Source organism: Actinokineospora sp. PR83, assembly GCF_021056305.1.
Taxonomy (GTDB): domain Bacteria; phylum Actinomycetota; class Actinomycetes; order Mycobacteriales; family Pseudonocardiaceae; genus Actinokineospora; species Actinokineospora spheciospongiae.
Map to the genome: position 1 here is coordinate 1 of NZ_JAJCXD010000129.1, position 20,442 is coordinate 20,442.

The 20,442-nt window shown below is 74.2% G+C and carries 22 protein-coding genes and 1 pseudogene; 13 read left to right on the forward strand and 10 right to left on the reverse strand.

All coding sequences use genetic code 11. The features are described 5' to 3' along the window. The 5 genes from L6E12_RS32900 to L6E12_RS32920 all read right to left on the reverse strand — a co-directional run. The coding region (locus L6E12_RS32900) for a tryptophan synthase subunit alpha (RefSeq protein WP_236231824.1) at positions 1-602 on the reverse strand (602 nt) is incomplete at its 3' end. Next, a complete protein-coding gene (locus tag L6E12_RS32905; RefSeq protein WP_236231825.1) occupies positions 595-1,626 on the reverse strand; it encodes a hypothetical protein in 1,032 nt (343 codons plus the stop codon). The genes L6E12_RS32905 and L6E12_RS32900, both read right to left, overlap by 8 nt. Beyond that, complete coding sequence (locus tag L6E12_RS32910; protein ID WP_236231826.1) at positions 1,623-1,886, reverse strand: phosphopantetheine-binding protein; 264 nt, start codon at positions 1,884-1,886, stop codon at positions 1,623-1,625. Before L6E12_RS32910 ends, L6E12_RS32905 begins: the two co-directional genes overlap by 4 nt. 1 nt (position 1,887) lies before the next feature. Further along, entirely contained in the window at positions 1,888-3,339 is a 1,452-nt protein-coding gene (locus L6E12_RS32915; protein ID WP_236231827.1) for an AMP-binding protein, read from the reverse strand. Then, a complete protein-coding gene (locus tag L6E12_RS32920; protein WP_236231828.1) occupies positions 3,339-4,115 on the reverse strand; it encodes a cyclase family protein in 777 nt (258 codons plus the stop codon). Before L6E12_RS32920 ends, L6E12_RS32915 begins: the two co-directional genes overlap by 1 nt. A 518-nt stretch (positions 4,116-4,633) precedes the next feature. Here L6E12_RS32920 and L6E12_RS32925 point away from each other — a divergent pair. Both L6E12_RS32925 and L6E12_RS32930 read left to right on the forward strand, forming a co-directional pair. Continuing rightward, entirely contained in the window at positions 4,634-5,713 is a 1,080-nt protein-coding gene (locus L6E12_RS32925; RefSeq protein ID WP_308075425.1) for an AfsR/SARP family transcriptional regulator, read from the forward strand. A gap of 66 nt (positions 5,714-5,779) precedes the next feature. After that, positions 5,780-6,541, forward strand: a complete 762-nt coding sequence (locus L6E12_RS32930) for an SDR family NAD(P)-dependent oxidoreductase (RefSeq protein ID WP_236231830.1) — start codon at positions 5,780-5,782, stop codon at positions 6,539-6,541. A 53-nt stretch (positions 6,542-6,594) separates the two neighbouring features. On the opposite strand, the gene L6E12_RS32935 is transcribed toward L6E12_RS32930, so the two are convergent. Beyond that, positions 6,595-7,545 (reverse strand): aromatase/cyclase, encoded by a 951-nt coding sequence (locus tag L6E12_RS32935; protein WP_236231831.1) that lies wholly within the window; start codon positions 7,543-7,545, stop codon positions 6,595-6,597. Positions 7,546-7,573: 28 nt separating this feature from the next. Next, entirely contained in the window at positions 7,574-8,359 is a 786-nt protein-coding gene (locus L6E12_RS32940; RefSeq protein WP_236231832.1) for an SDR family NAD(P)-dependent oxidoreductase, read from the reverse strand. Between the two features lie 182 nt (positions 8,360-8,541). On the opposite strand from L6E12_RS32940, the gene L6E12_RS32945 reads away from it, so the two are divergent. The 8 genes from L6E12_RS32945 (at position 8,542) to L6E12_RS32980 (ending at position 15,043) form a co-directional block, all read left to right on the forward strand. Then, on the forward strand, positions 8,542-8,877 hold the full coding sequence (locus tag L6E12_RS32945) for an antibiotic biosynthesis monooxygenase (RefSeq protein ID WP_236231833.1): 336 nt from the start codon (positions 8,542-8,544) through the stop codon (positions 8,875-8,877). Continuing rightward, positions 8,874-9,323: an ester cyclase gene (locus L6E12_RS32950; protein WP_236231834.1), complete on the forward strand. Its 450-nt coding sequence runs from the start codon at positions 8,874-8,876 to the stop codon at positions 9,321-9,323. The genes L6E12_RS32945 and L6E12_RS32950 overlap by 4 nt, the downstream gene beginning before the upstream one ends. 32 nt (positions 9,324-9,355) lie before the next feature. Beyond that, a complete protein-coding gene (locus L6E12_RS32955; protein WP_236231835.1) occupies positions 9,356-10,180 on the forward strand; it encodes an NAD(P)H-binding protein in 825 nt (274 codons plus the stop codon). An 11-nt stretch (positions 10,181-10,191) separates the two neighbouring features. Then, positions 10,192-11,073 (forward strand): NmrA/HSCARG family protein, encoded by an 882-nt coding sequence (locus L6E12_RS32960; RefSeq protein ID WP_236231836.1) that lies wholly within the window; start codon positions 10,192-10,194, stop codon positions 11,071-11,073. A 73-nt stretch (positions 11,074-11,146) separates the two neighbouring features. After that, complete coding sequence (locus L6E12_RS32965) at positions 11,147-11,926, forward strand: TetR/AcrR family transcriptional regulator (protein ID WP_236231837.1); 780 nt, start codon at positions 11,147-11,149, stop codon at positions 11,924-11,926. Between the two features lie 124 nt (positions 11,927-12,050). Beyond that, positions 12,051-13,115, forward strand: coding sequence for an ATP-binding cassette domain-containing protein (locus L6E12_RS32970; protein ID WP_236231838.1), 1,065 nt, complete (start codon positions 12,051-12,053; stop codon positions 13,113-13,115). Continuing rightward, positions 13,112-13,942, forward strand: a complete 831-nt coding sequence (locus L6E12_RS32975) for an ABC transporter permease (RefSeq protein WP_374201986.1) — start codon at positions 13,112-13,114, stop codon at positions 13,940-13,942. The genes L6E12_RS32970 and L6E12_RS32975 overlap by 4 nt, the downstream gene beginning before the upstream one ends. A gap of 105 nt (positions 13,943-14,047) precedes the next feature. Further along, positions 14,048-15,043: an alpha/beta fold hydrolase gene (locus L6E12_RS32980; RefSeq protein ID WP_236231839.1), complete on the forward strand. Its 996-nt coding sequence runs from the start codon at positions 14,048-14,050 to the stop codon at positions 15,041-15,043. Positions 15,044-15,125: 82 nt separating this feature from the next. Here L6E12_RS32980 and L6E12_RS32985 read toward each other — a convergent pair whose 3' ends face one another. Further along, positions 15,126-16,529: an MFS transporter gene (locus L6E12_RS32985; RefSeq protein ID WP_236231840.1), complete on the reverse strand. Its 1,404-nt coding sequence runs from the start codon at positions 16,527-16,529 to the stop codon at positions 15,126-15,128. A 10-nt stretch (positions 16,530-16,539) separates the two neighbouring features. Then, a complete protein-coding gene (locus L6E12_RS32990; protein WP_236231841.1) occupies positions 16,540-17,469 on the reverse strand; it encodes a DMT family transporter in 930 nt (309 codons plus the stop codon). Between the two features lie 176 nt (positions 17,470-17,645). On the opposite strand from L6E12_RS32990, the gene L6E12_RS32995 reads away from it, so the two are divergent. Both L6E12_RS32995 and L6E12_RS33000 read left to right on the forward strand, forming a co-directional pair. Further along, positions 17,646-18,098 carry a nuclear transport factor 2 family protein gene (locus L6E12_RS32995; protein ID WP_236231842.1) on the forward strand — a complete coding sequence of 151 codons (453 nt, stop codon included), beginning with the start codon at positions 17,646-17,648 and terminating at the stop codon, positions 18,096-18,098. 312 nt (positions 18,099-18,410) lie between these two features. After that, entirely contained in the window at positions 18,411-19,232 is an 822-nt protein-coding gene (locus L6E12_RS33000; protein ID WP_236231843.1) for an APH(3'') family aminoglycoside O-phosphotransferase, read from the forward strand. Positions 19,233-19,328: 96 nt separating this feature from the next. Here L6E12_RS33000 and L6E12_RS33005 read toward each other — a convergent pair whose 3' ends face one another. Further along, a complete protein-coding gene (locus L6E12_RS33005; RefSeq protein WP_236231844.1) occupies positions 19,329-19,910 on the reverse strand; it encodes a dTDP-4-dehydrorhamnose 3,5-epimerase family protein in 582 nt (193 codons plus the stop codon). Positions 19,911-20,083: 173 nt separating this feature from the next. Here L6E12_RS33005 and L6E12_RS33010 point away from each other — a divergent pair. Then, a pseudogene (locus tag L6E12_RS33010) lies at positions 20,084-20,442 on the forward strand (hypothetical protein); the annotation flags it as partial.

Here is a 20,442-nt window from a genome sequence, read left to right on the forward strand (position 1 = left end):
ACCGCGCGCGCCGCGGCCACCGCCCCGGCGAGCGCCGCGTGCCCGCCGCCCGGTGCAGTACCGGTGCGGCCGTAGTGCGCCACCAGGTAGAGGTAGGCCGTGATGGCGGTGGCTGCTGCCGCCAGGACCTCCGGTGGGGAGGTGGCGTAGCAGGTCCCCACCAGCGGCAGCCCCGCCTCGGCGGCCACCGCGAGCTGGTGCGCGCGCCGCCGCGGCGGCAGCCCGTGCACCAGCAGCGCGTCCGCGCCCGCCCCGGCCGCGCGCCGGGCGAACTCCGCTTCCCCCACGGGGTGCACGGTGTGCCGCCAGTCGGCGAGCAGCGCGATCCTGGTGTGCCGCAGCCGGGGGCGCACCCGGGCCACGAAGGCGAGTACGTCGTCCACCCCGGTGCCGCGCGCCAGCGCCCGGTCGGCGGCGGCGCGCAGCACCGGGCCGTCGGTGGGGGAGTCGGGGAACGGCACCGCCAGCTCCAGGCAGTCCACCCCGGCCGCGTCGAGCACCCCGACCAGTTCTCCCAGCACCCCCGGTTCCTCGCCGCCCGCGGTGAGGAACACCGCGAGCCCGGGGTCGGCGGGGTGGCGGCCCGCGAAGAACTCAGCCACGGGCCACCGCGACCGCCCGGCCGGTGCGCTCCCGCTGCGCCAGCCCCACCGCCGCCCCCGACCGCATCGCCTCCTCGGCCCCGGCGAGCGCGGCGGGCCAGGTCGTGGCCGGGTCCGCGGCCCGGATGACCGCCGCGGCGTTGAGCCGCACCACGCCGACCGCGGTCGGGGTGCCCCGGCCCGCCAGCACGTCGAGGAAGTGCTCGACCAGTTCGCCGTCGGGCACCGGCCGAAGCTGCGCGAGCGAACCACTGGTCCTGGGCACCGGCACCGGCGTGCCACCGGTGTCGATGGTGTCGTCGGCGAACCCCAGCAGCTCGTCGGCACCCGCGGTGTTGGCGCACAGCCACACCGGGTGCGGCACCGCCGCGTCGGCGACGGCCCGCAGCAGCGGCAGCGCCGACCGGTCGGCCACACCGGTCACCTGGGCGGCCACCGGCACCACCGCCAGCAGCGGGCCGAGCAGGTTGACGAACCCGACCAGCGGCCCGGGCGGCAGCGGCAGCACCGCCCGGACCAGGGCGGCCAGCTCCACCGGGTAGACGAAGTCGCCGGTGAAGGCGATGCCGCGGCGGTCCAGCGCGCCGGCGGTCTCGGCGTGCGACCGGGTCCGGGGGACGCCGAGCCGGTCGAGCAGGTCGTAGGAGCCGTGCGCGCTGGTCCGCGACCGCGACCCGCTCTTGACCACGGGCGTCCCCGCGGCGGCGGCGACGAACGCCGCCGCGGTGGACACGTTGAAGGTGCGCGGACCGCCGCCGGTGCCGACGACGTTGACCGCCCCGGGGAAGGTGATCCCGGGTGCCGGTGCCCGCTCGACCAGCGAGCGGGCGAAGGCCGCCGCGGTGGCAGGCGTGGGCCGCAGGGTGGACAGCGACGCCAGCAGCGCCACCGCCTCCCCCCGGGCCAGCGCACCGGCGCCGAGCGCGTCCCACAGCGAGTGCCAGTCGGCCCGGCCGACCTCCGCGTCCGGGTCCGCGCCCCGGTCCAGCAGCGCCCGGACCACCGGGTGCACCGCCGCGCTCACGACGCCTCGGCGGGAGCGGTGGCGTGGGCGGTGATGAAGGCGTCGATGGCCGCCACGGACCGGAACCGGTCCGGGGTCAGCTCCACGTCGTCGGCGCGGATGCCGTAGCCGTTCTCCAGCCACACCAGCAGCTTGAGCAGGCCCAGGCTGTCGATGACGCCGTCGGCGATCAGGTCCGCGTGCGGGTCGAGGTCCGCGGCGGCCACGTCGGGCAGGAACTCGTCGAGGACGAACTGCGTGATGGCGTGCGCGTGCTGCACGTCAGACCCCCTCCTGGGTGGGCGGGTGCTCGCGCGCCACGGCGGCGCGGTCGAGCTTTCCGTTGGCGTTGCGGGGAAGTGCGGTGTCGACGATCAGCAGGTCGGACGGGATCGCGCCGCGCGGCAGCACCGCGGCGCAGTGCCTGCGCAGCCCGAGGGTGGTCAGCGCGCTGCCCGGGGTGCGTCGGGCCAGGCCGCGCAGCCGTCGCCCGCCGACCCGCTCCGGCACCGCGAACACGACGGCCTCCAGCACCTCGGCGTGCCCGGACAGGGCGGCCTCGACCGCGCCGAGGTCGACCCCCACCCCGCGCACCTTCACCCGGAAGTCGGTGCGCCCCAGCAGGACCAGGGCCCCGTCCGGCCGCCGCTCGACCAGGTCTCCGGAGCGGTACCAGACCGGACCGCCCGGGTCGCCGGGGCAGTGGGTGAAGCGCCCGGTGCCCGCCGCCGCACCGAGGTAGCCGGTGCTCTGGAAGGGGGTGCGCACCCACAGCTCACCGCTGCCCGCGCCGGTCACCTCCGCGCCGTCGTCGCCGATGAGGCGCACCGCCACCCCGGGCAGCGGCGTGCCGATCGGCACCGGGCCCCCGGCGTCGCGCACCGGGTCGATCTCGTGCAGCAGGCTGTCGTTGGTCTCCGTGCAGCCGTAGAGGTTGTGCAGCCGGGCCGAGGGGAAGGTGGCGGGCAGCGCCGCCACCCCGTCCGGGGACAGCGCGTCGCCGGTGGCGATCGCGTGCCGCACCGAGTCGAACGCCCCGCCCGTGCCCGCGAGCAGGCCGAACACCATCGGCACGGCCTGCACCACCTCCACCCGCCAGCGCCGGATCGCGGCGGCGAGCCGCCCGGCGTGCAGGGCGTCGTCCGGGTCGACCAGCACCGCCGTGCCGCCGCGGGCCAGCGTCGTCCAGACGTCGAGCAGCGACAGGTCGAAGCTCAGCGGCGCGTAGCTCAGGACCGCGGTCCCGGCGCCGATGCCGAACCGGTCGCCCGCCCACCGGGTGAACGCGCCGATCCCCGCGGACGGGAGCGGCACCACCTTCGGCAGACCGGTGGAACCGGACGTGGTCAGCATCAGCGCGGTCCCCGCCGGGACCTGCGGCGGCCCGGCGCCGGGAACACCGGCCACCGCGTCCGGGGACATGGTGCACGCGCAGCCCGACGAGGCGAACAGCTCGTGCAGCACGGCCTCGGGCAGGCTCGCCGGGGGCAGCAGCGCGGGCCGCCCGGACAGCAGCGCGCCGAGCACCAGCGCCACCCCGGCGGGCGACTTGTCCACCAGCAGCCCGATCGGCGCCCCGGCGGGCAGCGGGAGCGCGCGGACGCGGTCGCGCTCGCGCAGCGCCGCCGCCCACAGCTCCCCGTAGCCGGTCGCGGTGTCGCGCCACACCAGCGCGGGCGCGTCCGGCGGGTGCCCGCCGATCGCCGCCGCGAAGGCGGGTGCGGTCCCGGCCATCAGTCGTCGAGCAGGCCGACGGCCCGGGTCCAGCCCGCACCACCGCCCGCGATCTTGACCGGGAAGCAGGCGATCCGCGCGCCGAGCACCGGCAGCTCGTCCAGGTTCGCCAACCGCTCCAGCTGGCAGTACTCCCGGCCGCGCCCGGCCAGGTGCGCGGGCCAGAGCACCTCGCGGTCACCGGTCTCCCGGTAGCGGGCGATGATGTCGGTGAACGGGGCGTCCAGGCTGAACGCGTCGGTGCCGATGACCCGGACCCCGAGGTCGAGCAGCAGCTCGGTGCCGTGGCGGTCCAGGCCGGTGAAGTCGGTGAAGTAGGCCGGGGTGCCCGCCAGCGCGGCGGCCCCGGTGTCGAGCACGACGATCTCCCCCTCGCCCGGGGTGTGCCCGATCCTGGCGAACTCCTTCTCCAGCTCCACCGCGCCGACCACACCGGTGCCGTGCCCGGTCAGGTCCAGCTTCACCGCCGGGGCGAGGAACCACTCCAGCGGCATGGCGTCGATGTGCCGGGGGACGCCGTCGCCGTAGCGGGTCCGGCTGCCGTAGTGCGACGGCGCGTCCACGTGCGTGCCGGTGTGGCTGGTCAGCGTGAGCCGGTCCAGGGAGAGGAACTCCCCGTCCGGCAGGTCGTCGGGGTCGAACTCCACGTCGAAGTGCGCCCGCATCTCGGCGGCCATGTGCAGCGCGCCCTCGCGCGGGCTGAGCACCTCGTGCACCACCGGGTCGGGCTCGTAGGCCGCCGCGTCGACCGGCGAGGACAGATCGATGATCCGCACCAGTACCTCCTCCTGCTGTCCGGACCAGCGTCGCGGCGCGGGCTAGAAGCGGGTTGGAGATTGGCTCGACGTGAACGGAGGCGGGGAAAAGTGATCGACATCACTGCTGCGCATTCGATCTGAATTTCGTTCGCGCTCTCACGGCCGGTGACAGCCCGAGTCCGCCATTGGGACCACCTGTTGAGCCATCGGTGGGACACGGGGCGGGGGAGGTGTGTCCACCGCCCGCCGCGGACCCGGTCGTACTCCGATAAAACCGGTGACGCTGAGTATTGTTTTTGCCTGCTGGGCGTCGATTCGCGGTTCCGGCGCGAACGCCGCGACCCCGGCCGTACTGCATACGACAGGGAACTCGTGGCCTAAATGTCTCATTCCGGATCAGCTCGTGACCATGGCCTCTAGAGGTTCGCTCAAGGGGCGATCGGCGCGGGTGGGGGGTGCTCGGGCCGGTGCGCGCTTCCTGGACACGCCAACGCGCTTTGAGCACTATTGGGTGGTGCCCGGGTCGGGGAACGGTGGTGGAGCGGCCACTCCCGGCCCAGGCCACGGGGGGAGTCGGACATCGTGGTCCGGTACGGGTCGGTCGGCGGAGCGAAGCGCCCGAATCGGGGGCGCGACCGGTCAACCCCGTACCGCGTCCGAGGTGTCCGCTCGCCGAATTGACCCAGCCGAATCGACACAGTGGGGTTCCATTGTCCTTCGCGCGAGTTGTTCGGAAAGAAACCACCGAAAATGCCGACCAGTACGGGTGCGGAATCGACGTCGGTGTTCTCGGGCCGCTCTACCTCAGGTGCGGTCCCGAAGTCCGCACCCCCAGCGCACCCAAACTGCGCAACGTGCTCACCACCCTGATCGTCAACGCGGGCCAGGTCGTCCCCGTCTCGCTGCTGATGCGCGAGCTGTGGGACGACGAGCCGCCGGTGAGCTGGCTGACCACGCTGCAGACCTACATCCTCAACCTGCGCAAGTTATTGGCGTCGACGACCGGCCTGCCCACCGCCGAGGTCGCCAGGCGCCTGTTGCAGACCAGGGCAGGCGGCTACGTGCTGGAACTGGGCGCGGGCACCCTGGACCTGCACGAGTACCAGGTGACCGTGGCCGCCGCGCGGGAGTTCCTGTTCGCGGGCGACGACCTGCAGGCGGTGCGCACCTTCGACTCCGCGCTGCGGCTGTGGCGCGGGCCCGCGTTCCTCGACGTGCAGGGCGGTCGGGTGCTGGAGTCCAAGCGCAGGCAGATCGAGGAGTCGCGGCTCGTCGCCCTGGAGCACATGGTCGGCGCGCAACTGCGGCTGGGCATGTACCACGAGGTGCTGACCGAGCTGGTCGCGCTCACCGTGGAGAACCCGCTGCACGAGGGCCTGCACGCCCAGCACATGATCGCCCTGCACAGCCTGGGCAGGCGGGCCGAGGCGCTCGACGTCTTCCGCAGGCTGCGCGACAACCTGGTCGAAGACCTCGGCCTGGAGCCGGGCAGCCGGGCCCGCGAGGTGCACCAGGCCATCCTCGGCGCCGACGGCTCGCACGGCCGGGGGGCGCTGCTGGCCGAGGTCGTCGACATCCGCTGGTCGAACCCGAACGACACCACCAGGGTGTACTGAAACCCGCGCCCCGGCGGTACACCGAGGTTCGAGTGGCTTCGGGGCGACCCGCCCTACGGTCGGCCCATGACCTCTCCACAGCAGCCGCCACGCGGCATCGTCATCACCGGGGGCGGCACCGGGATCGGCCGGGCCACCGCGCACGCGTTCGCCGACCGCGGCGACCGGGTGCTGGTGGTCGGCAGGTCGCCCGACGCGCTGGCCGAGGCGGCACGGGGGCGTCCGGCGGTCCGCACCCTGGCCGCCGACATCACCGACCCCGCAGGCCCCGCCCTGGTCGTCGACACCGCGCTGCGCGAGTTCGGCCGCATCGACGTCCTGGTCAACAACGCCGCCGTCACGGGGTTCGACATCCTCGGCAAGCTCGACCCGGTCTCGGTGCGCGCCCAGGTCGAGACCAACCTCATCGCGCCGATCCTGCTCACCCAGGCCGCGCTGGACCCCCTCGCCGCGGCGGCGGGCACCGTGGTCAACATCGGCTCCGCGGGGTGCATCGGCCTGCGCGCCCTGCCGGAGAGCGCGGTGTACGCGGCCACCAAGGTGGGGCTCGACGCGCTGACCCGGACCTGGGCGGTGGAGTTGGCGCCGCGCGGGGTCCGGGTGGTCGGGATCGCGCCGGGGCTGGTCGACACCGGGGTCGCCGAGCGCGCGGGCATGCCCAGGGAGACCTACGACGGCATCCTCGCGGCGATGCTGCCGCGCATCCCGGCGGGCCGGGTCGGCGAACCGGGCGACGTGGCCTGGTGGGTCGTGGCACTGGCCGAGCCGGGCGCCGCCTACGCCAACGGCGCGGTCATCGCGGTCGACGGCGGCCTTTCCGTCACCTGAGCGGTCCGGTGGCGCTGTCGGGGGCACCGCGCCCCGACAGCGCCACCCGGTGTTCAGGCGACCGCCGCCCGCCTGCCCTCCGCGTACGCCTTGGCGGCCAGCATCGTCGCGGTGCTGTTGCGGCCCAGCGCGGTGCGCACGTACTCCTTCGCGGTGTCCACCGTGGCCTCGGGCCCGAGCACGGTCGGGATCGCCTCCGGCACCAGCACCACGGTGTGCGTGGAGGTCACCACGGTCCCGCCGTCGACCTCCTCGAACCGCCACCGGCCGGTGTGGACGGACATCAGCGCGGGCGTCACCGACTGCTTGTAGACGATCTGCCCGTGCGGCAGGCACACCCTGGCCGACTTGGTGGTGTGCGTGGCGCCGTCGGCCGTGCGGGTGTCCATCTCCAGCAACTGCATGCCGGGGGTGTCCTCGGTGAGCCGCACCGTGGCCACGTGCGGCAGCCGCCGCGACCACAGGCCCGCCTCGTTGATGAAGTCGTAGACGTCCTCCACCGCGCCGTCGACCCGCACGACGTCGTCGAAGGTGGTGGTGAGCGCGGCCCGCCGCTCAGCCGACTCCGCCGCGGCCTTGAGCGAGGCCAGCTCCGCGGTGCTGTTGCGCTCCACCGCGGCGGAGATCCACTCCACCCCGGCCGGGTCGTCGTCCACCGCGGCGAAGTCGTGGGTCAGCCGCACCGCGCAGGCCAGCGGCCCGCGCTCCTCGACGATCCACTCCCCGCCCATCGCGGCCACCGGCGGCTGCGACACCTCCTGCCGGAACCGCACCCGCAGCGCCCCCGGGTCCAGGTCGCGCCGCGACGTCCAGCCCTTCACCGCGCCGTTGGCGGTGGCCCAGATCCGGATGCGCTCGCCGCGCTCACCCCGTTCGACGTGCTCGACGTGGACGGTCGGCGGGAACACCACCGGCCAGTTGCCCACGTCCGCGATCATCCGGTACACCAGCGCCGCGGGCGCGTCGACCTCGACGCGGTGCTCGGTCTCGTGGATGGTGCTCATCTGCGTTCCCTCCTCCGGGGATCGTGGCTCAGTAGTTGCCGAGGCCGCCGCAGACGTTGAGCGCCTGCGCGGTGATCGAGGCGGCGGTCGCGGTCACCAGGTAGCCGACCAGGCCCGCCACCTCCTCGGGGGTGGAGTAGCGGCCCAGCGGGATCTTGCCCTCGAACCGGTCGAGCACGTCGTCCTCGGTGACGTCCCACATCCGCGCGTAGCCCTCGCGGACCCGTTGCGCCATCGGGGTTTCCACGTACCCCGGGCACACGGCGTTCACCGTGATCCCGGTCTTGGCCAGCTCCAGGCCCAGCGCCTTGGTGAACCCGACGACGCCGTGCTTGGACGCGGAGTAGGGCGCCCCGAACACCACGCCCTGCTTGCCGCCGGTGGAGGCGATGTTCACCACCCGCCCCCAGCCCGCCGCGAGCATCCCGCCCGCGGTCAGCGCTTCCCTGGTCACCCGGAAGACGCTGTTCAGGTTGGTCTCGATCACGTCGGTCCACAGGTCGTCGGCGATGCCCGCGGTGGGGCCGCCGCCGCTGCGCCCGGCGTTGTTCACCAGCACGCCCACCGGGCCGAACGCCGCCGTCGCCGCGGCAACCAGCTCGCGCACCTGACCCGGGTCGCGCACGTCCGCCGAGGTCCCCTCTGCGGAGATCCCTTCCTCCCGCAGGGTTTTCACGGTCAGCCCGACCTTCTCCGCGTCCCTGGCGCACAGGAACACCCGGTGCCCCGCGGTGCCCAGCGCGCGGGCGACCGCCAGCCCGATGCCGCTGGTGGCCCCGGTGACCAGGGCGGCCGGTCGCTGTTGCCCGTCCATGACTTCTCCTCGCTGCAAGGGGTTTCTGCTCGCGCCGACCGTCCCAGCGCGCGCTTGAGCCCCGGTCGACGACCGGGCGCACAGGACCGTCGAGCCGTCTTCGAGCCCGGTGCGATCGGCCGGGCCGACGGTGGGAACCGGACCGGGCAGGCCGGTCAGCCGAGCAGGAGGGGACACCCGCGATGCCAGCACAACCCGCTGACGGGCCGGTCACGTTCGTCAACCGGTTCACCCTGACCGCCGACCCGGCGGAGTTCGAGCGCGCCTTCGCCGAGACGTCCCGGTTCATGGCCGAGCGCACGGGTTTCCTGGGGCACACCCTGCTCCGCGCCGTCGACGCGGGCGCGGGCACCGAGTACGTCAACGTCGCCGAGTGGACCGACGCGGAGTCCTTCCGCGCCGCGGTGTCCGCGCCCGGGTTCGCCCCGCACGCCGCGGCGCTGCGCGCGCTGTCCACCTCCGACCCCGCCCTCTACCGCCCGGTGTTGCGCGTGGCGGCCGAGGTGGTGCCCGCGTGAGCACGAACATCGACAGCACGAACATCGACGTCGTGCGCCGGATGGTGCGCGCGTACAACACCGGTGACACCTCCGACGTCGCGGAGTACATCCACGCCGACTACCAGAACCCGGCCTCGCTGGAGCACACCGACCTGATCGGTCCGGCGGCGTTCGAGATGGCGGTGAAGTGGCTGCGGATGACCTTCTCCGAGGAGGTCCGGTTGGAGGAGGTCCGCTACGAGGAGCGCGGCGACTGGGTGCGGGCGTACCTGGTGCTCTACGGCCGCCACGTCGGTGACCTGGTCGGCCTGCCCGCCACCGGGCGGGTGTTCTCCGGCGAGCAGGTCCACCTGCTCAAGCTCGTCGACGGCAAGGTCCGCGACCACCGCGACTGGCCCGACTACCTCGGCACGTACCGACAGCTCGACGAACCCTGGCCGTCCGAGCGCGGCTGGCGGGACTGAACACCGAGCGGATGGAGGACAAGATGATCCTGGTGACCGGAGCGACCGGCAGGGTGGGCGGCCGGGTGCTGGCCCGACTGCTGGAGCGCGGCGAACGGGTCCGGGCGCTGAGCAGGAACCCGGCCGCGGAACTGCCCGACGGCGTTGAACTGGCGGTGGGCTCACCCGGCGACACCGCCGCGGTGACCGCCGCGCTCGATGGCGTCGACGCGGTCTTCCTGGTGCTGGTGGGCGACGTGGAGACCGAGGTGCGCGGGTTCACCGCCGCGCTGACCGCCGCCGCGCCGCGGTTGGTGCTGCTGTCGTCGTCGAGCGTGGTGCACCCGGTGCCGCACCGCATCGCCGAGGAGCACCGGGCCGCCGAGACCGAGGTCGCCGCGGCGACCGCGCGGTGGACGTTCCTGCGCCCCGGCCCGTTCCACAGCAACGCGCTGTGGTGGACCGGTTCCGTGCGCGGGACCGGGACCGTGCGCTGCCTGGTCGGCAACCGCCCCGGCGCCCCGATCGACCCCGACGACGTGGCGGCGATCGCCGTCCGCGCGCTCACCGAGGACGGCCACGACGGGCTCGCCTACGAGCTGACCGGTCCGCAGACCCTCACCTCCGGCGACCAGGTGCGCATCCTGGCCAGGGCCGCGGGCAGGCCGATCCGCTTCGAGGTCGCCGCCGCCGAGCAGGCCGTGGCGGCGTTCACCGCCGCGGGCAGCGACCCGGTCGTGGCCGAGGGCAACGTGGCCGCGCTGCGCAGCCGCGAGGTCCCGTGGGGCAGGCCCAACGGCACCGCCGAGCGGCTGCTGGGCCGCCCGCCCCGCCCGTTCCACGCCTGGGCGGCCGAGCACGCCGCCGCGTTCGGCTGAGGGGGACGACCGTGACCGACACGATCCTGGTCCTCGGTGCCACCGGTGTGCAGGGCGGTGCGACCGCCCGCGCGCTGCTGGCGGCGGGCCGCCGCGTGCGCGCCCTGGTCCGCGACCCCGCTTCCCCGGCCGCGACCGCCATCGCCGCCGAGGGGGCCGAACTCGTCCGCGGGGACCTCGACGACCCGGTGTCGCTGCGCGCGGCCATGGCGGGCGCGGCGGGGGTGTTCAGCGTGCAGACGTTCATGACCCCGGCCGGGCTCGGCGGTGAGGTCCGCCATGGCCGAGCGGTGGCCGACGCGGCTGCGGCGGCGGGTGTCGAGCACGTCGTCTACAGCTCCGTCGGCGGGGCCGACCGCCGCAGCGGGGTCCCGCACTTCGACAGCAAGCGGGCCGTCGAGCGGCACTTGGCCGCGCTCGCCGTCCCGGCGACGGTGCTGCGGCCGACGTTCTTCATGGACAACTTCGCCGCGCACGGCCCGGCGCTGGAGGACGGCGGTCTCGTCGTCCGGCTGGCGCTGCGCCCGGACACCCGGGTGCAGCTCATCGCCGCCGCGGACATCGGCGCGATCGCCGCGCTGGCCTTCGCCGACCCCGGGCGGTTCGCGGGCACCGCGCTGGAGATCGCGGGCGACGAGCTGACCGCGGCGGGCATCACCGCGGCCTTCGGCGCGGCGGCGGGCCTGCCCGCGCGGTTCGCCCCGCTGACCCTGGCGGAGGTCGCGGGCAACCCGCACATCCCGTACGCGCCCGAGATCGCGGTCATGTTCGAGTGGTTGCAGACCGACGGCTACGCCGCGGACATCCCCGCGGTGCGCGCGCTGCACCCGGGCCTGCGCACCTTCGCCGACTGGCTGGGCGAGGGCGCGTGGCGGGCACCGGTGGCGGCGTGACGGCTGTCCACCGCCCCGGGCCACGATCGCGTATCGTGTATCGTACATAATACGGTCCGGGAGGTGCGTGCTGGTGGCGACGGGAGTCGACCGTGGTGGTGACCCGGCCAGGAGCCTGGCGCTGTTGTGGGGCGATCAGCGCCGGTCCAAGCAGCGGAGCCGGTCCGACCTGAGCGTGGAGAAGATCGTCCTGACGGCGATCGACCTGGCCGACGCCGACGGCCTCGGCGTGCTGTCGATGCGCCAGGTGGCCCAGACGCTCGGGGTCGGGGTGATGTCGCTCTACACCTACGTGCCGGGCAAGGCCGAGCTGATCGACGTCATGCTCGACACGGTCTACGGCGAGACGGCCAAGCCCGACGACATCGAGGGCGGCTGGCGGCCGAAGCTGGAGCTGGTGGCCAGGGAGAACTGGGCCCTGCGCCTGCGGCACCCCTGGATGCTCCAGATCCCCTCCGGCAGGCCGTCGCTGGGGCCCAACGCGCTGGCCAAGTACGAGTTCGAGCTGCGCGCGGTCGAGGGCATCGGGCTGTCGGACCTGGAAATGGACTCGGTGGTCAGCCTGGTGTCCGACCACGCGGAGGGCGCGGCGCGGCGCGCGGTGGACGCGCTGCGGCTCGAACGCGGCTCCGGGATGACCGACGAGCAGTGGTGGCTGGTCTACGGGCCGCTGCTGTCCTCGGTCGTCGACGTCGAGCGGTACCCGACCGCGGCCAAGGTCGGGACCGCGGCGGGCAGCGCGCACGGCACCGCCTACCCCGCCGAGCACGCGTTCGACTTCGGCTTGGAGCGCCTGCTCGACGGCATCGAAGCGCTGGTGGAGCACCGCGCGATGGGGTCCGGCCCGGCCTGATCCGCGCTCGTCGCGCACTCCTGGGGACCCGGCCGGGCATCGATTGGCGTACGACGTACGACATGATGTACCGTATGCTGTACGCCGATGCACTTCCGGCGGAACGAACGGAAGGGGAGCAACAGTGGGTTCGAGCGATCTCGCGGTGGTGGCCGAAGGCCTCCGCAAGCGGTACGGCGACAAGGTCGCCCTGGACGGTTTCGACCTGAGCGTGCCGCGCGGCACGGTGTGCGGGCTGCTCGGTCCCAACGGCGCGGGCAAGACCACGGCGGTGCGCATCCTGGCCACGCTGCAGCGCTTCGACGGCGGCCGGGCCGAGGTGGCCGGGTACGACGTGGCCACCGACGCCGCGCAGGTGCGCTACCGGATCGGCCTGGTCGGGCAGAACGCGGCGGTCGACGAGGTGCTCGGCGGGCACCAGAACCTGGTCATGTTCGGCAAGCTGTACCGGCTCGGCGCCAAGGCGGCGCGGCAGCGCGCCGACGAGCTGCTGGACCAGTTCGGCCTCGCCGAGGTCGGCGGCAAGCCGGTCAAGTCCTACTCCGGCGGCATGCGGCGCAGGCTGGACCTGGCCGCGGGCATGATCCTGGCCCCGTCGGTGCTCTTCCTCGACGAGCCCACCGTCGGCCTCGACCCGCGCGGCCGCAACGAGGTGTGGGAGGCCGTGCGCGCCCTCGTGCGCCAGGGCACCACCGTGCTGCTGACCACCCAGTACCTCGACGAGGCCGACCAGCTCGCGGACCGGGTCTCGGTCATCGACACCGGCCGGGTCATCGCCGAGGGCACCCCCGACCAGCTCAAGACCAAGACCGGCGGCGACCGCATCGACCTCGCGGTGCACGACCGCGAGCAGCTCGCGCTGGCCGCGCGCACCGTCGAGCAGCTCACCGGCGGCACCCCCGAGCTCGACGAGGAGGACCGCAAGCTCTCCGTGCGGGTCGCCAACAGCGACACCTCGCTGATCGAGGTCGTCCGCGCCCTCGACGCGGCCGGGGTCACCGCCGAGGACATCGCCCTGCGCCGCCCCACCCTCGACGAGGTGTTCCTGCACCTCACCGGTCGCAGGCCGGTCAACGAGGAGGAGGCCGCCGCGGCGGCGAAGGCGGAGAAGAAGAACAAGGGCAGGAAGAACGGCAAGAAGGACGCACCGGTCGCCGAGCGCACCGGCGCGCAGGAGGTGAACGCGTGACCGCGACCCTGGACCGGCCCGCCCCGGCGGCGACCGGCGGCGGCCTGGGCAACGTCCTGGCCGACTCGGTGACCCTGACCGGGCGCAGCCTGGCGCACTGGGTGCGCAACCCGGCCACCCTGATCGCCTCGCTGGCGTTCAACATCGTCATGGTCCTGATGTTCGCCTTCCTCTTCGGCGGGGCCATGGCCGTGCCGGACGGCGGCAGCTACCGCGAGTTCCTGATGCCGGGCATGTTCGCCATGACCATGATCTTCGGCATCAGCATGACCACCATCGCCATCTCCACCGACGTGGAGCGCGGCGTCACCGACCGCTTCCGCTCCATGCCGATGGCGCCCGCGGCCATCCTGATCGGGCGGGCGGTGGCCGACATGCTCTTCGCGGTCGTCACCCTGGTCGTGATGATGCTGGTGGGCCTGGCGATCGGCTGGCGGGCCAACGGCTCGGTCGGCGCCACCCTGGGCGCCATGGGCCTGATCCTGCTGCTGCGGTTCGCGCTGATCTGGGTCGGGATCTTCCTCGGCCTGGTCATGCGCGGGCAGGAGGCGGTCGCGGGGGTGCAGACCCTGGAGTTCCCGCTGGGGTTCCTGTCCAACGCGTTCGTCGCGCCGTCGACGATGCCGGGCTGGCTGGGCGCGATCGCGGAGTGGAACCCGCTGTCGTCCACGGTGACGGCCACCCGGGTGCTGTTCGGCAACCCCGGCTGGGGCGGCGACTCGTGGGTGGTGGAGAACGCCTCGCTCATGGCGGTGGTCTGGCCGCTGGTGATCCTGGCGGTGTTCCTGCCGCTGGCCGTGCGCCGCTACGCGTCCTTGAGCGACTGACGAGCGGTCCGTTCCACGCTGGAACAGACCGAGACTGCCCCGGCGGGCCTCTCCCTCCGCCGGGGCAGTCCCCTGTTCGCACCCAGACCCCCGGAGGTACCCCCGGTGCGCAGAACCCTCACCCGGATCGTCGCCACCTCTGCCCTCGCGCTGACCGCCACCGCCGCCCCCGCCTCGGCCACCCCGGCCCGCTGCACGGCGGTGAGCGTGCCGGTCCCGCTGACCGCGTCCGCCCCGCCGACCCTGCGGGTGTCCGCCACGCTCTGCGCCCCCCGCGGCGCGACCACCGTCCACGTACTCGTCCCCGGCGGCACCTACGGCCAGGCGTACTGGTGGCTGCGCGGTGACCCGGCCCGCCCGTCCTACGTGGAGGCCGCCCTCGCCCGGGGTTCCGCCACGCTCGTCCTCGACCGGCTCGGCGCGGGTGCCAGTTCCGCGCCGCCGAGCACCGGGTACGCGCCCGACACGCAGGAGGCGGTGCTGGGCGAGGTGCTCCGGCGCGTGCGCACCGGGCTCGCCGGGCACCGCTTCGGCACGGTCGTCGCGGTCGGGCACTCCTACGGCTCGACCCTCGCCAGGACGCTGGCCATCCACCAGCCGGGTTCGGTCGACGCCCTGCTCCTCACCGGTGAGGCCGCCTTCGCCGCCGAGCTGCCGTGGGACCAGGTGGTCCACCCGGTCACCGAGGACCCGCTGCTGCGCCGCCGCGGCCTCGACGAGGGGTACTACACCACTCGTCCCGGCGCCCGTTCGCGGTGGTTCTACGACCTGTCCACAACGGACCGCCGGGTGCTGCTGCTGGACGAGTTGACCAAGCAGCCCGACGTCTACAGCAGCTCCTACCCGGCCCCCGAGGAGAACGCCGCCATCGGCGTGCCGACGCTGATCGTCGTCGGGCAGCAGGACAGGGTCGTCTGCGGCGGGATCGGCAGCGACTGCACCAGCTCCGCCGCCCTGCTGGCCCAGGAGCGGCGCCACTACCGCACCGCGGACCTGGCCGCGTGGGTCGTCCCCGCCACCGGCCACTCCCTGAACCTGCACCGCACCGCGCCCCAGTGGCAGACCAGGGCGCTCGACTGGCTCGACGCGCACACCCGCTGACACACGTGAGCGGCCGGTGGTGGGGGAGTCCCCACCACCGGCCGCTCCTGTTCGTCAGCGCTGTTCGATCAACGCTGTTCGATCAACGCTGTTCCGGGCTGTTCGGCATCAGCAGCGCCACCACGAGCGTCGCGGCGGCGAAGGCGGCGCCCGCCACGAACGCCGCGGACATGCCCGCCGTGAACGGGTCCGCCGCCCCCTCGGCCGCGGCCGTCATCACGGTCACCAGCGTGGCCAGCGCCAGGGACGCGCCGACCGTCGTCACCGTCGTCACCACCGAGGAGGTCGACCCGTACTCGGCCTCCACGACCCCCGAGGTGCCCGCGATCGTGGCCGGGATGGTGCCGAACGCGATGCCCGCGCCCAGCAGCACCAGGGCGGGCAGCACGTCGACGGCGTAGGCGGCGGACAGGTCCACCCGCGACAGCAGCAGGTTCGACGCGACCAGGGCCAGCGCCCCGACCGCGATCGGCAGCCGGGGCCCGAACCGGGCCTCCAACCGCACGACGACCCCCGCCAGGGCCAGCAGGGTCGCGGTCACCGGCAGGAACGACAGCGCCGCGAGCATCGCCGAGTACCCCAGGCCCTGCTGGAGGAACTGGGTCAGGAAGTAGAGCTGCCCGATCTGCCCGCCCTGCACCAGCAGCACCGCCAGGTAGGCCAGCCCGCGCCGCCGGTCGGCGAGCAGGCCCAGCGCCACCACCGGCTGCCGCGCGCGCCGCTCGACCGCGACGAACAGCGCCAGCAGCCCCACCCCCGCCGCGGTGGCCACCTGGACCGCGGGGCTCGACCACCCCTCGGAGCCGACCGCCGACAGCGCCCACACCAGGGCGGCGACGCCGAGCGCGGAGGTCAGCGCACCCGCCACGTCGAACTGCCCCGGGCGCCGGGCGGTCTCGCGCACGACGAACGGCGCGGCGGCCAGGATCAGCAGGCCGACCGGCACGTTGAGCATCAGCACCCACCGCCAGGACCCCACGGAGGTGAACACCCCCGCCAGCAGCAGCCCCGCCGCGGCACCGAGACCACCGACGGCGGTGTAGACGGCGATGGCGCGCTTGCGGGCCCCCGCCTCCCGGTACATGCCGATGACCAGCGCCAGCACCGACGGCGAGACCAGGGCCGCCCCCACGCCCTGCACCGCCCTGGCGGCGATCAGGGTGCCCGCGTCGGGCACCAGGCCGCGGGCGAGCGAGGCGACGGTGAACAGGGCGACGCCCACCAGGAACACCCGGCGCCTGCCGAGGATGTCGCCCGCCCGGCCGCCGAGCAGCAGCAGGCCGCCGAAGGTGAGCAGGTAGGCGTTGAGCACCCAGGAGAGCTGCTGCGGCGTGGTGGCCAGCGCCCCGCTCAGCCCGGGCAGGGCGATGTTGACGATCATCTCGTCGACCAGGACCATCGCCTGGGCGGCGACCAGGACGACCAGACCGGCCGCCGCGCGGGCGGAACCGGGCGGCGCGGTCGCGGGGGTCAGGACTGCGGACATCTGGGGCTCCTCAGCGGATCGCGGTGGGTTCGGGCTGCGCGGCCGGGGTCACCGGCGCGCTCCGGGCGCCGGGCAGCCGGGCGATCACCACGCCCACCACCGCCACGGCCATGCCGATGACCTGGACGGTGGTGACCGGGGTGCCCTCCAGCCAGGCGCTGCCCAGCACGAGCACGATCGGCACCAGGTAGAGCACCGTGCCCGCCCGCAGCGCGCCCTCGTCGAGGACCAGCCGGGTGAAGAAGGTGAACACCACGGCCGTGTTGAGCACCCCCAGCACCAGCAGCGACACCACGACCGGCGTCGACCACTCCGGCGCGGCGCCCCACCCCTGGTAGGGGATCGCCAGGGCGGCCCAGCCGACCCCGAAGAACGCCTGCGTCGCCGACAGGACCAGCGGCGACACCTCCGCCGCCACCATCAACCGCCGCATGGCCACCATCGCCACCCCGTAGGCGACCGCGGCCACGAAGTTGACCAGCGACCCCCAGGTGAGCCACCGGTCGGCCTGCTCCCACGGCGGGAAGACCAGCAGGATGCCTGCGAACCCCACCAGCACCCCGGCCGCCAACCGCGCGGTGGTGCGCGGCTCCCGGGCCAGCGGCGCGAGCAGCAGCACCCACAGCGGCACGCTGGCGTTGAACACCGAGACCACCCCCACGTCGGCCCCGGTGGCGTCCGGCACGACCTGCACCAGCAGCACCGGCAGGGCGTTGGTGAGGAAACCGATCAGCAGCAACCGCAACCACACCCCCGGCCCGCGCGGCAGCACCGCACCGGCCACCACGACGACGGCGGCCATCGCCACCGCGCCGACGAGCACCCGCAGGAAGCTGAACTGGCCGGGGGAGAGCCCCCCGAGCGCCTGCTTGATCCAGAAGTACGTCGAGCCCCACATCAGCGCCACCGCGCCGAAGCGCAGCGCTCCACCCGGGTTCACGGGTCACTCCTCTCGTCGGCGGTGCCCCGGACCGGGGCGACCACCACCGTCACCACGGGTGGTCGTGCCGGGGCCGAAGACCGGTGGAAGCCGCTCCGTGCCGTCCTCGACCGCTTCCTGAGCGCCGTGCACGACCCTGGGTGGACCACTGTGGACAGTTGAGCGGAGGACGCGGGATGACCACTGCGCAGACCGGGGCACCGGTGCGGGAACTGACCTTCGGCGAGCTCTACGCGCGCGTGCAGAACTTCTACGCCCACCACATGCACCTGCTCGACTCGGGCGCCGCGGCGGAGTGGGCGGAGACGTTCACCGAGGACGGCGTCTTCGCCCCGCCCTCGGCCCCCGAACCCATCGTCGGCAGGCAGGCCCTCGCGGCGGGCGCGCGGGAGGCCAAGGCGCGGCTGGACGGGATCGGCGAACAACACCGCCACGTCCTGGTGTCGCTGGACCTCACCCCGAACGACGACGGCAGCCTCACCACCCGCACCTACGCGCAGATCATCGCCACCCCGCGCGGCGGTGAACCGCGGTTGTTCCTGATGTGCGTCACCTACGACCACCTGGTCTTCGAGGCGGGGGAGCTGCGCGTCCACCACCGCCGGGTCACCCGGGACGACCGCCCCTAGGGCCTGTCCTCAAAGCCGACCACCTGAAAACCGCAGGCCCGGCTACGCCCCTGCCCGGGTGGGTGGATGTGTTTGGGTGGGGGTGGCGATCATGTGCAAGCCTGCTCGGGCTGTGGGGCATCCCTTCAGCCCCACTCGGTCACACTGGGCACATGATCGCCATAGGGGCCCCGGCCAAGCACATCCACCCAGCCGGGCATACCAGCAAAATCCCGGGCTTTGAGGACATGTCCTAGGCCGTTCCGCCCGGACCACGCCCGGCGGCGGTGGTGGCGAGGACCTTCCAACCCCAGGCCGGCTAGGGTGGCCGCCATGAGCGGTCACCCTGGTTCTCAGGCCGTGTCGCCGGTGCTGTTCGGCGTGGGGGGCGGTGACTGGTCGCCCGTCACCGCGGGTGAGTCGGGAGCCGCTGTCTTCCGCAGCGCGGACGCCACCCGGTACGCCAAGTGCGTGCCCGCCGCGGGTGCGGCCGACCTCGCGGCCGAGCGCGACCGGACCGCCTGGCTCGGCGGTCAGGGCGTGCCCGGTCCCCGGGTGCTCGACTGGCAGGCCGGTGCCGCCGGCGCCTGCCTGGTGACCAGCGCCGTCCCCGGAACACCCGCCGACCAGGTGTCCGCCGAGGACCTGCGGGTCGCCTGGGGGCACATCGCGGACGCGGTCCGCCGGTTGCACGGGGTGCCCGTGTCGCGGTGTCCCTTCAGCCGGAGCCTGAACACCGTGGTCGCCGTGGCGCGCGACGTCGTGGCCCGGGACGCCGTCAACCCGGAGTTCCTCCCCGTCGAGCAGCAGGACACGCCCACCGCGGAGTTGTTGGACCGCCTCACCCGGCAGGTCCCGAGGCGCCGGGAGCAGGAAGCCGCCGACACGGTCGTCTGCCACGGGGACCTGTGCCTGCCCAACATCGTCCTCGACCCGCGGACCCTGGACGTGTCGGGCTTCCTCGACCTGGGCCGCCTCGGACTGGCCGACCGCCACGCCGACCTGGCGCTGCTGCTCGCCAACGCCCGGGAGACGTGGGCGGACGAGGAGCACGGGCAAGTCCAGGACAGGGCGTTCGCCGAGCGGTACGGCACCGCCGTGGACCCCGACCGCCTGCGCTTCTACCTCCACCTCGATCCGCTCACCTGGGGCTGAGCGGAGCCCACGCGGTCACCACCGCGGCAATCCCGGCAACCGACAGCACGCGGCGGGGCGGGCACCGCGAACCGGTGCCCGCCCCGCCGCGCCGGTTCAGCCCGCGTACCGCGGCAGCAGCCCCGCCTCGGCGGCTTCCCGCAGCGTCGGCGCCGCACTGTCCCGATCGGAGATGATCCGCGGCAGGTCGGTGGGCCACGGCAGCCCCAGTTCCGGGTCCAGCGGGTGGATCGTCAGCTCCAAGCCCGGCACGTACTCCCGGTCGCACAGGTACTGCATGACCGCGCGCTCGGTGAGGGCGACGAAGGCGTGGCCGATGCCGCGCGGCAGGTACACCGCCCCGGGTTCGCGCTGGGACAGCCGGTTCGCCGTCCACCGCCCGAAGGTGGGCGACCCGAGGCGCAGGTCCACCGCCACGTCGACGACCTCGCCGTGCGCGCAGGTGACGTACTTGGCCTGGCCGTCGTCGTCGGCGAAGTAGTGCACGCCGCGGATCACCCCGCGCGCCGAGATCGACGCGTTGGCCTGCGCCACCGCGAAGGCGACCCCGGTGTCCCCGGTCAGCCTGCTCGCCCGGTACCACTCGACGAAGTCCCCGCGCGGGTCGCTGTGGGTGGTCAGGTCGGTGGCCCACACCCCGGTCAGCGGCACCGACCGTCGATCGACTTCCGCGGTCATCGGACTCCCCTCGCCCCGGTCGCCGCCGTGCGCGCCGACCCCGGTCCAGCGTCGGCGCCCGCCCTCGGAGATCGCTGCAGCAGCGGTGGGACCGGTTCTCGACTGCTGTCCGGGTGCCGCTCAAGCGCACCGGGCGAACCTGGGGATCGACGGCAGCGACGAAGGGTGCCCGAATGCTCACGGCGGACCACGACCTCGACCAGGGCCCGGCGCTCGACCGGACCACCCAGCTCACCCGCGGCCTGCACTGGCTGCTCGCCGCCCATGGCGACGCGTACGCCGCCCTGCTGCGCGGTCACCAGCACGACCCGGCCGCCGCGGCCGCCGCTGTGCGCGCCCCCGGACCGGTGTGGCGCAGCCGCACCGGGCACTGGGTGGTCGCCTCGCACGCCGCGGCCGCGGCGGCCCTCGCCCACCCGGACCTGGTGCCCGCGGCGCTGGGCGGTGAACTGCCCCCGGTCGACGCCGCGGCCCGCGCGGCCGTGCTGGCGGCTGCCACCGGCGAGGTCGGCGAGGCCAAGGTGGTCGACGT

Bases quoted from the DNA above. Each gene is read 5' to 3' on its own strand.
- L6E12_RS32995 (WP_236231842.1), top strand. From the start codon at position 17,646: ATGACCACTGCGCAGACCGGGGCACCGGTGCGGGAACTGACCTTCGGC.
- L6E12_RS33005 (WP_236231844.1), bottom strand. From the start codon at position 19,910: ATGACCGCGGAAGTCGATCGACGGTCGGTGCCGCTGACCGGGGTGTGG.
- L6E12_RS32945 (WP_236231833.1), top strand. From the start codon at position 8,542: ATGCCAGCACAACCCGCTGACGGGCCGGTCACGTTCGTCAACCGGTTC.
- L6E12_RS32935 (WP_236231831.1), bottom strand. From the start codon at position 7,545: ATGAGCACCATCCACGAGACCGAGCACCGCGTCGAGGTCGACGCGCCC.
- L6E12_RS32915 (WP_236231827.1), bottom strand. From the start codon at position 3,339: ATGGCCGGGACCGCACCCGCCTTCGCGGCGGCGATCGGCGGGCACCCG.
- L6E12_RS32940 (WP_236231832.1), bottom strand. From the start codon at position 8,359: ATGGACGGGCAACAGCGACCGGCCGCCCTGGTCACCGGGGCCACCAGC.
- L6E12_RS32985 (WP_236231840.1), bottom strand. From the start codon at position 16,529: ATGTCCGCAGTCCTGACCCCCGCGACCGCGCCGCCCGGTTCCGCCCGC.
- L6E12_RS33000 (WP_236231843.1), top strand. From the start codon at position 18,411: ATGAGCGGTCACCCTGGTTCTCAGGCCGTGTCGCCGGTGCTGTTCGGC.
- L6E12_RS32930 (WP_236231830.1), top strand. From the start codon at position 5,780: ATGACCTCTCCACAGCAGCCGCCACGCGGCATCGTCATCACCGGGGGC.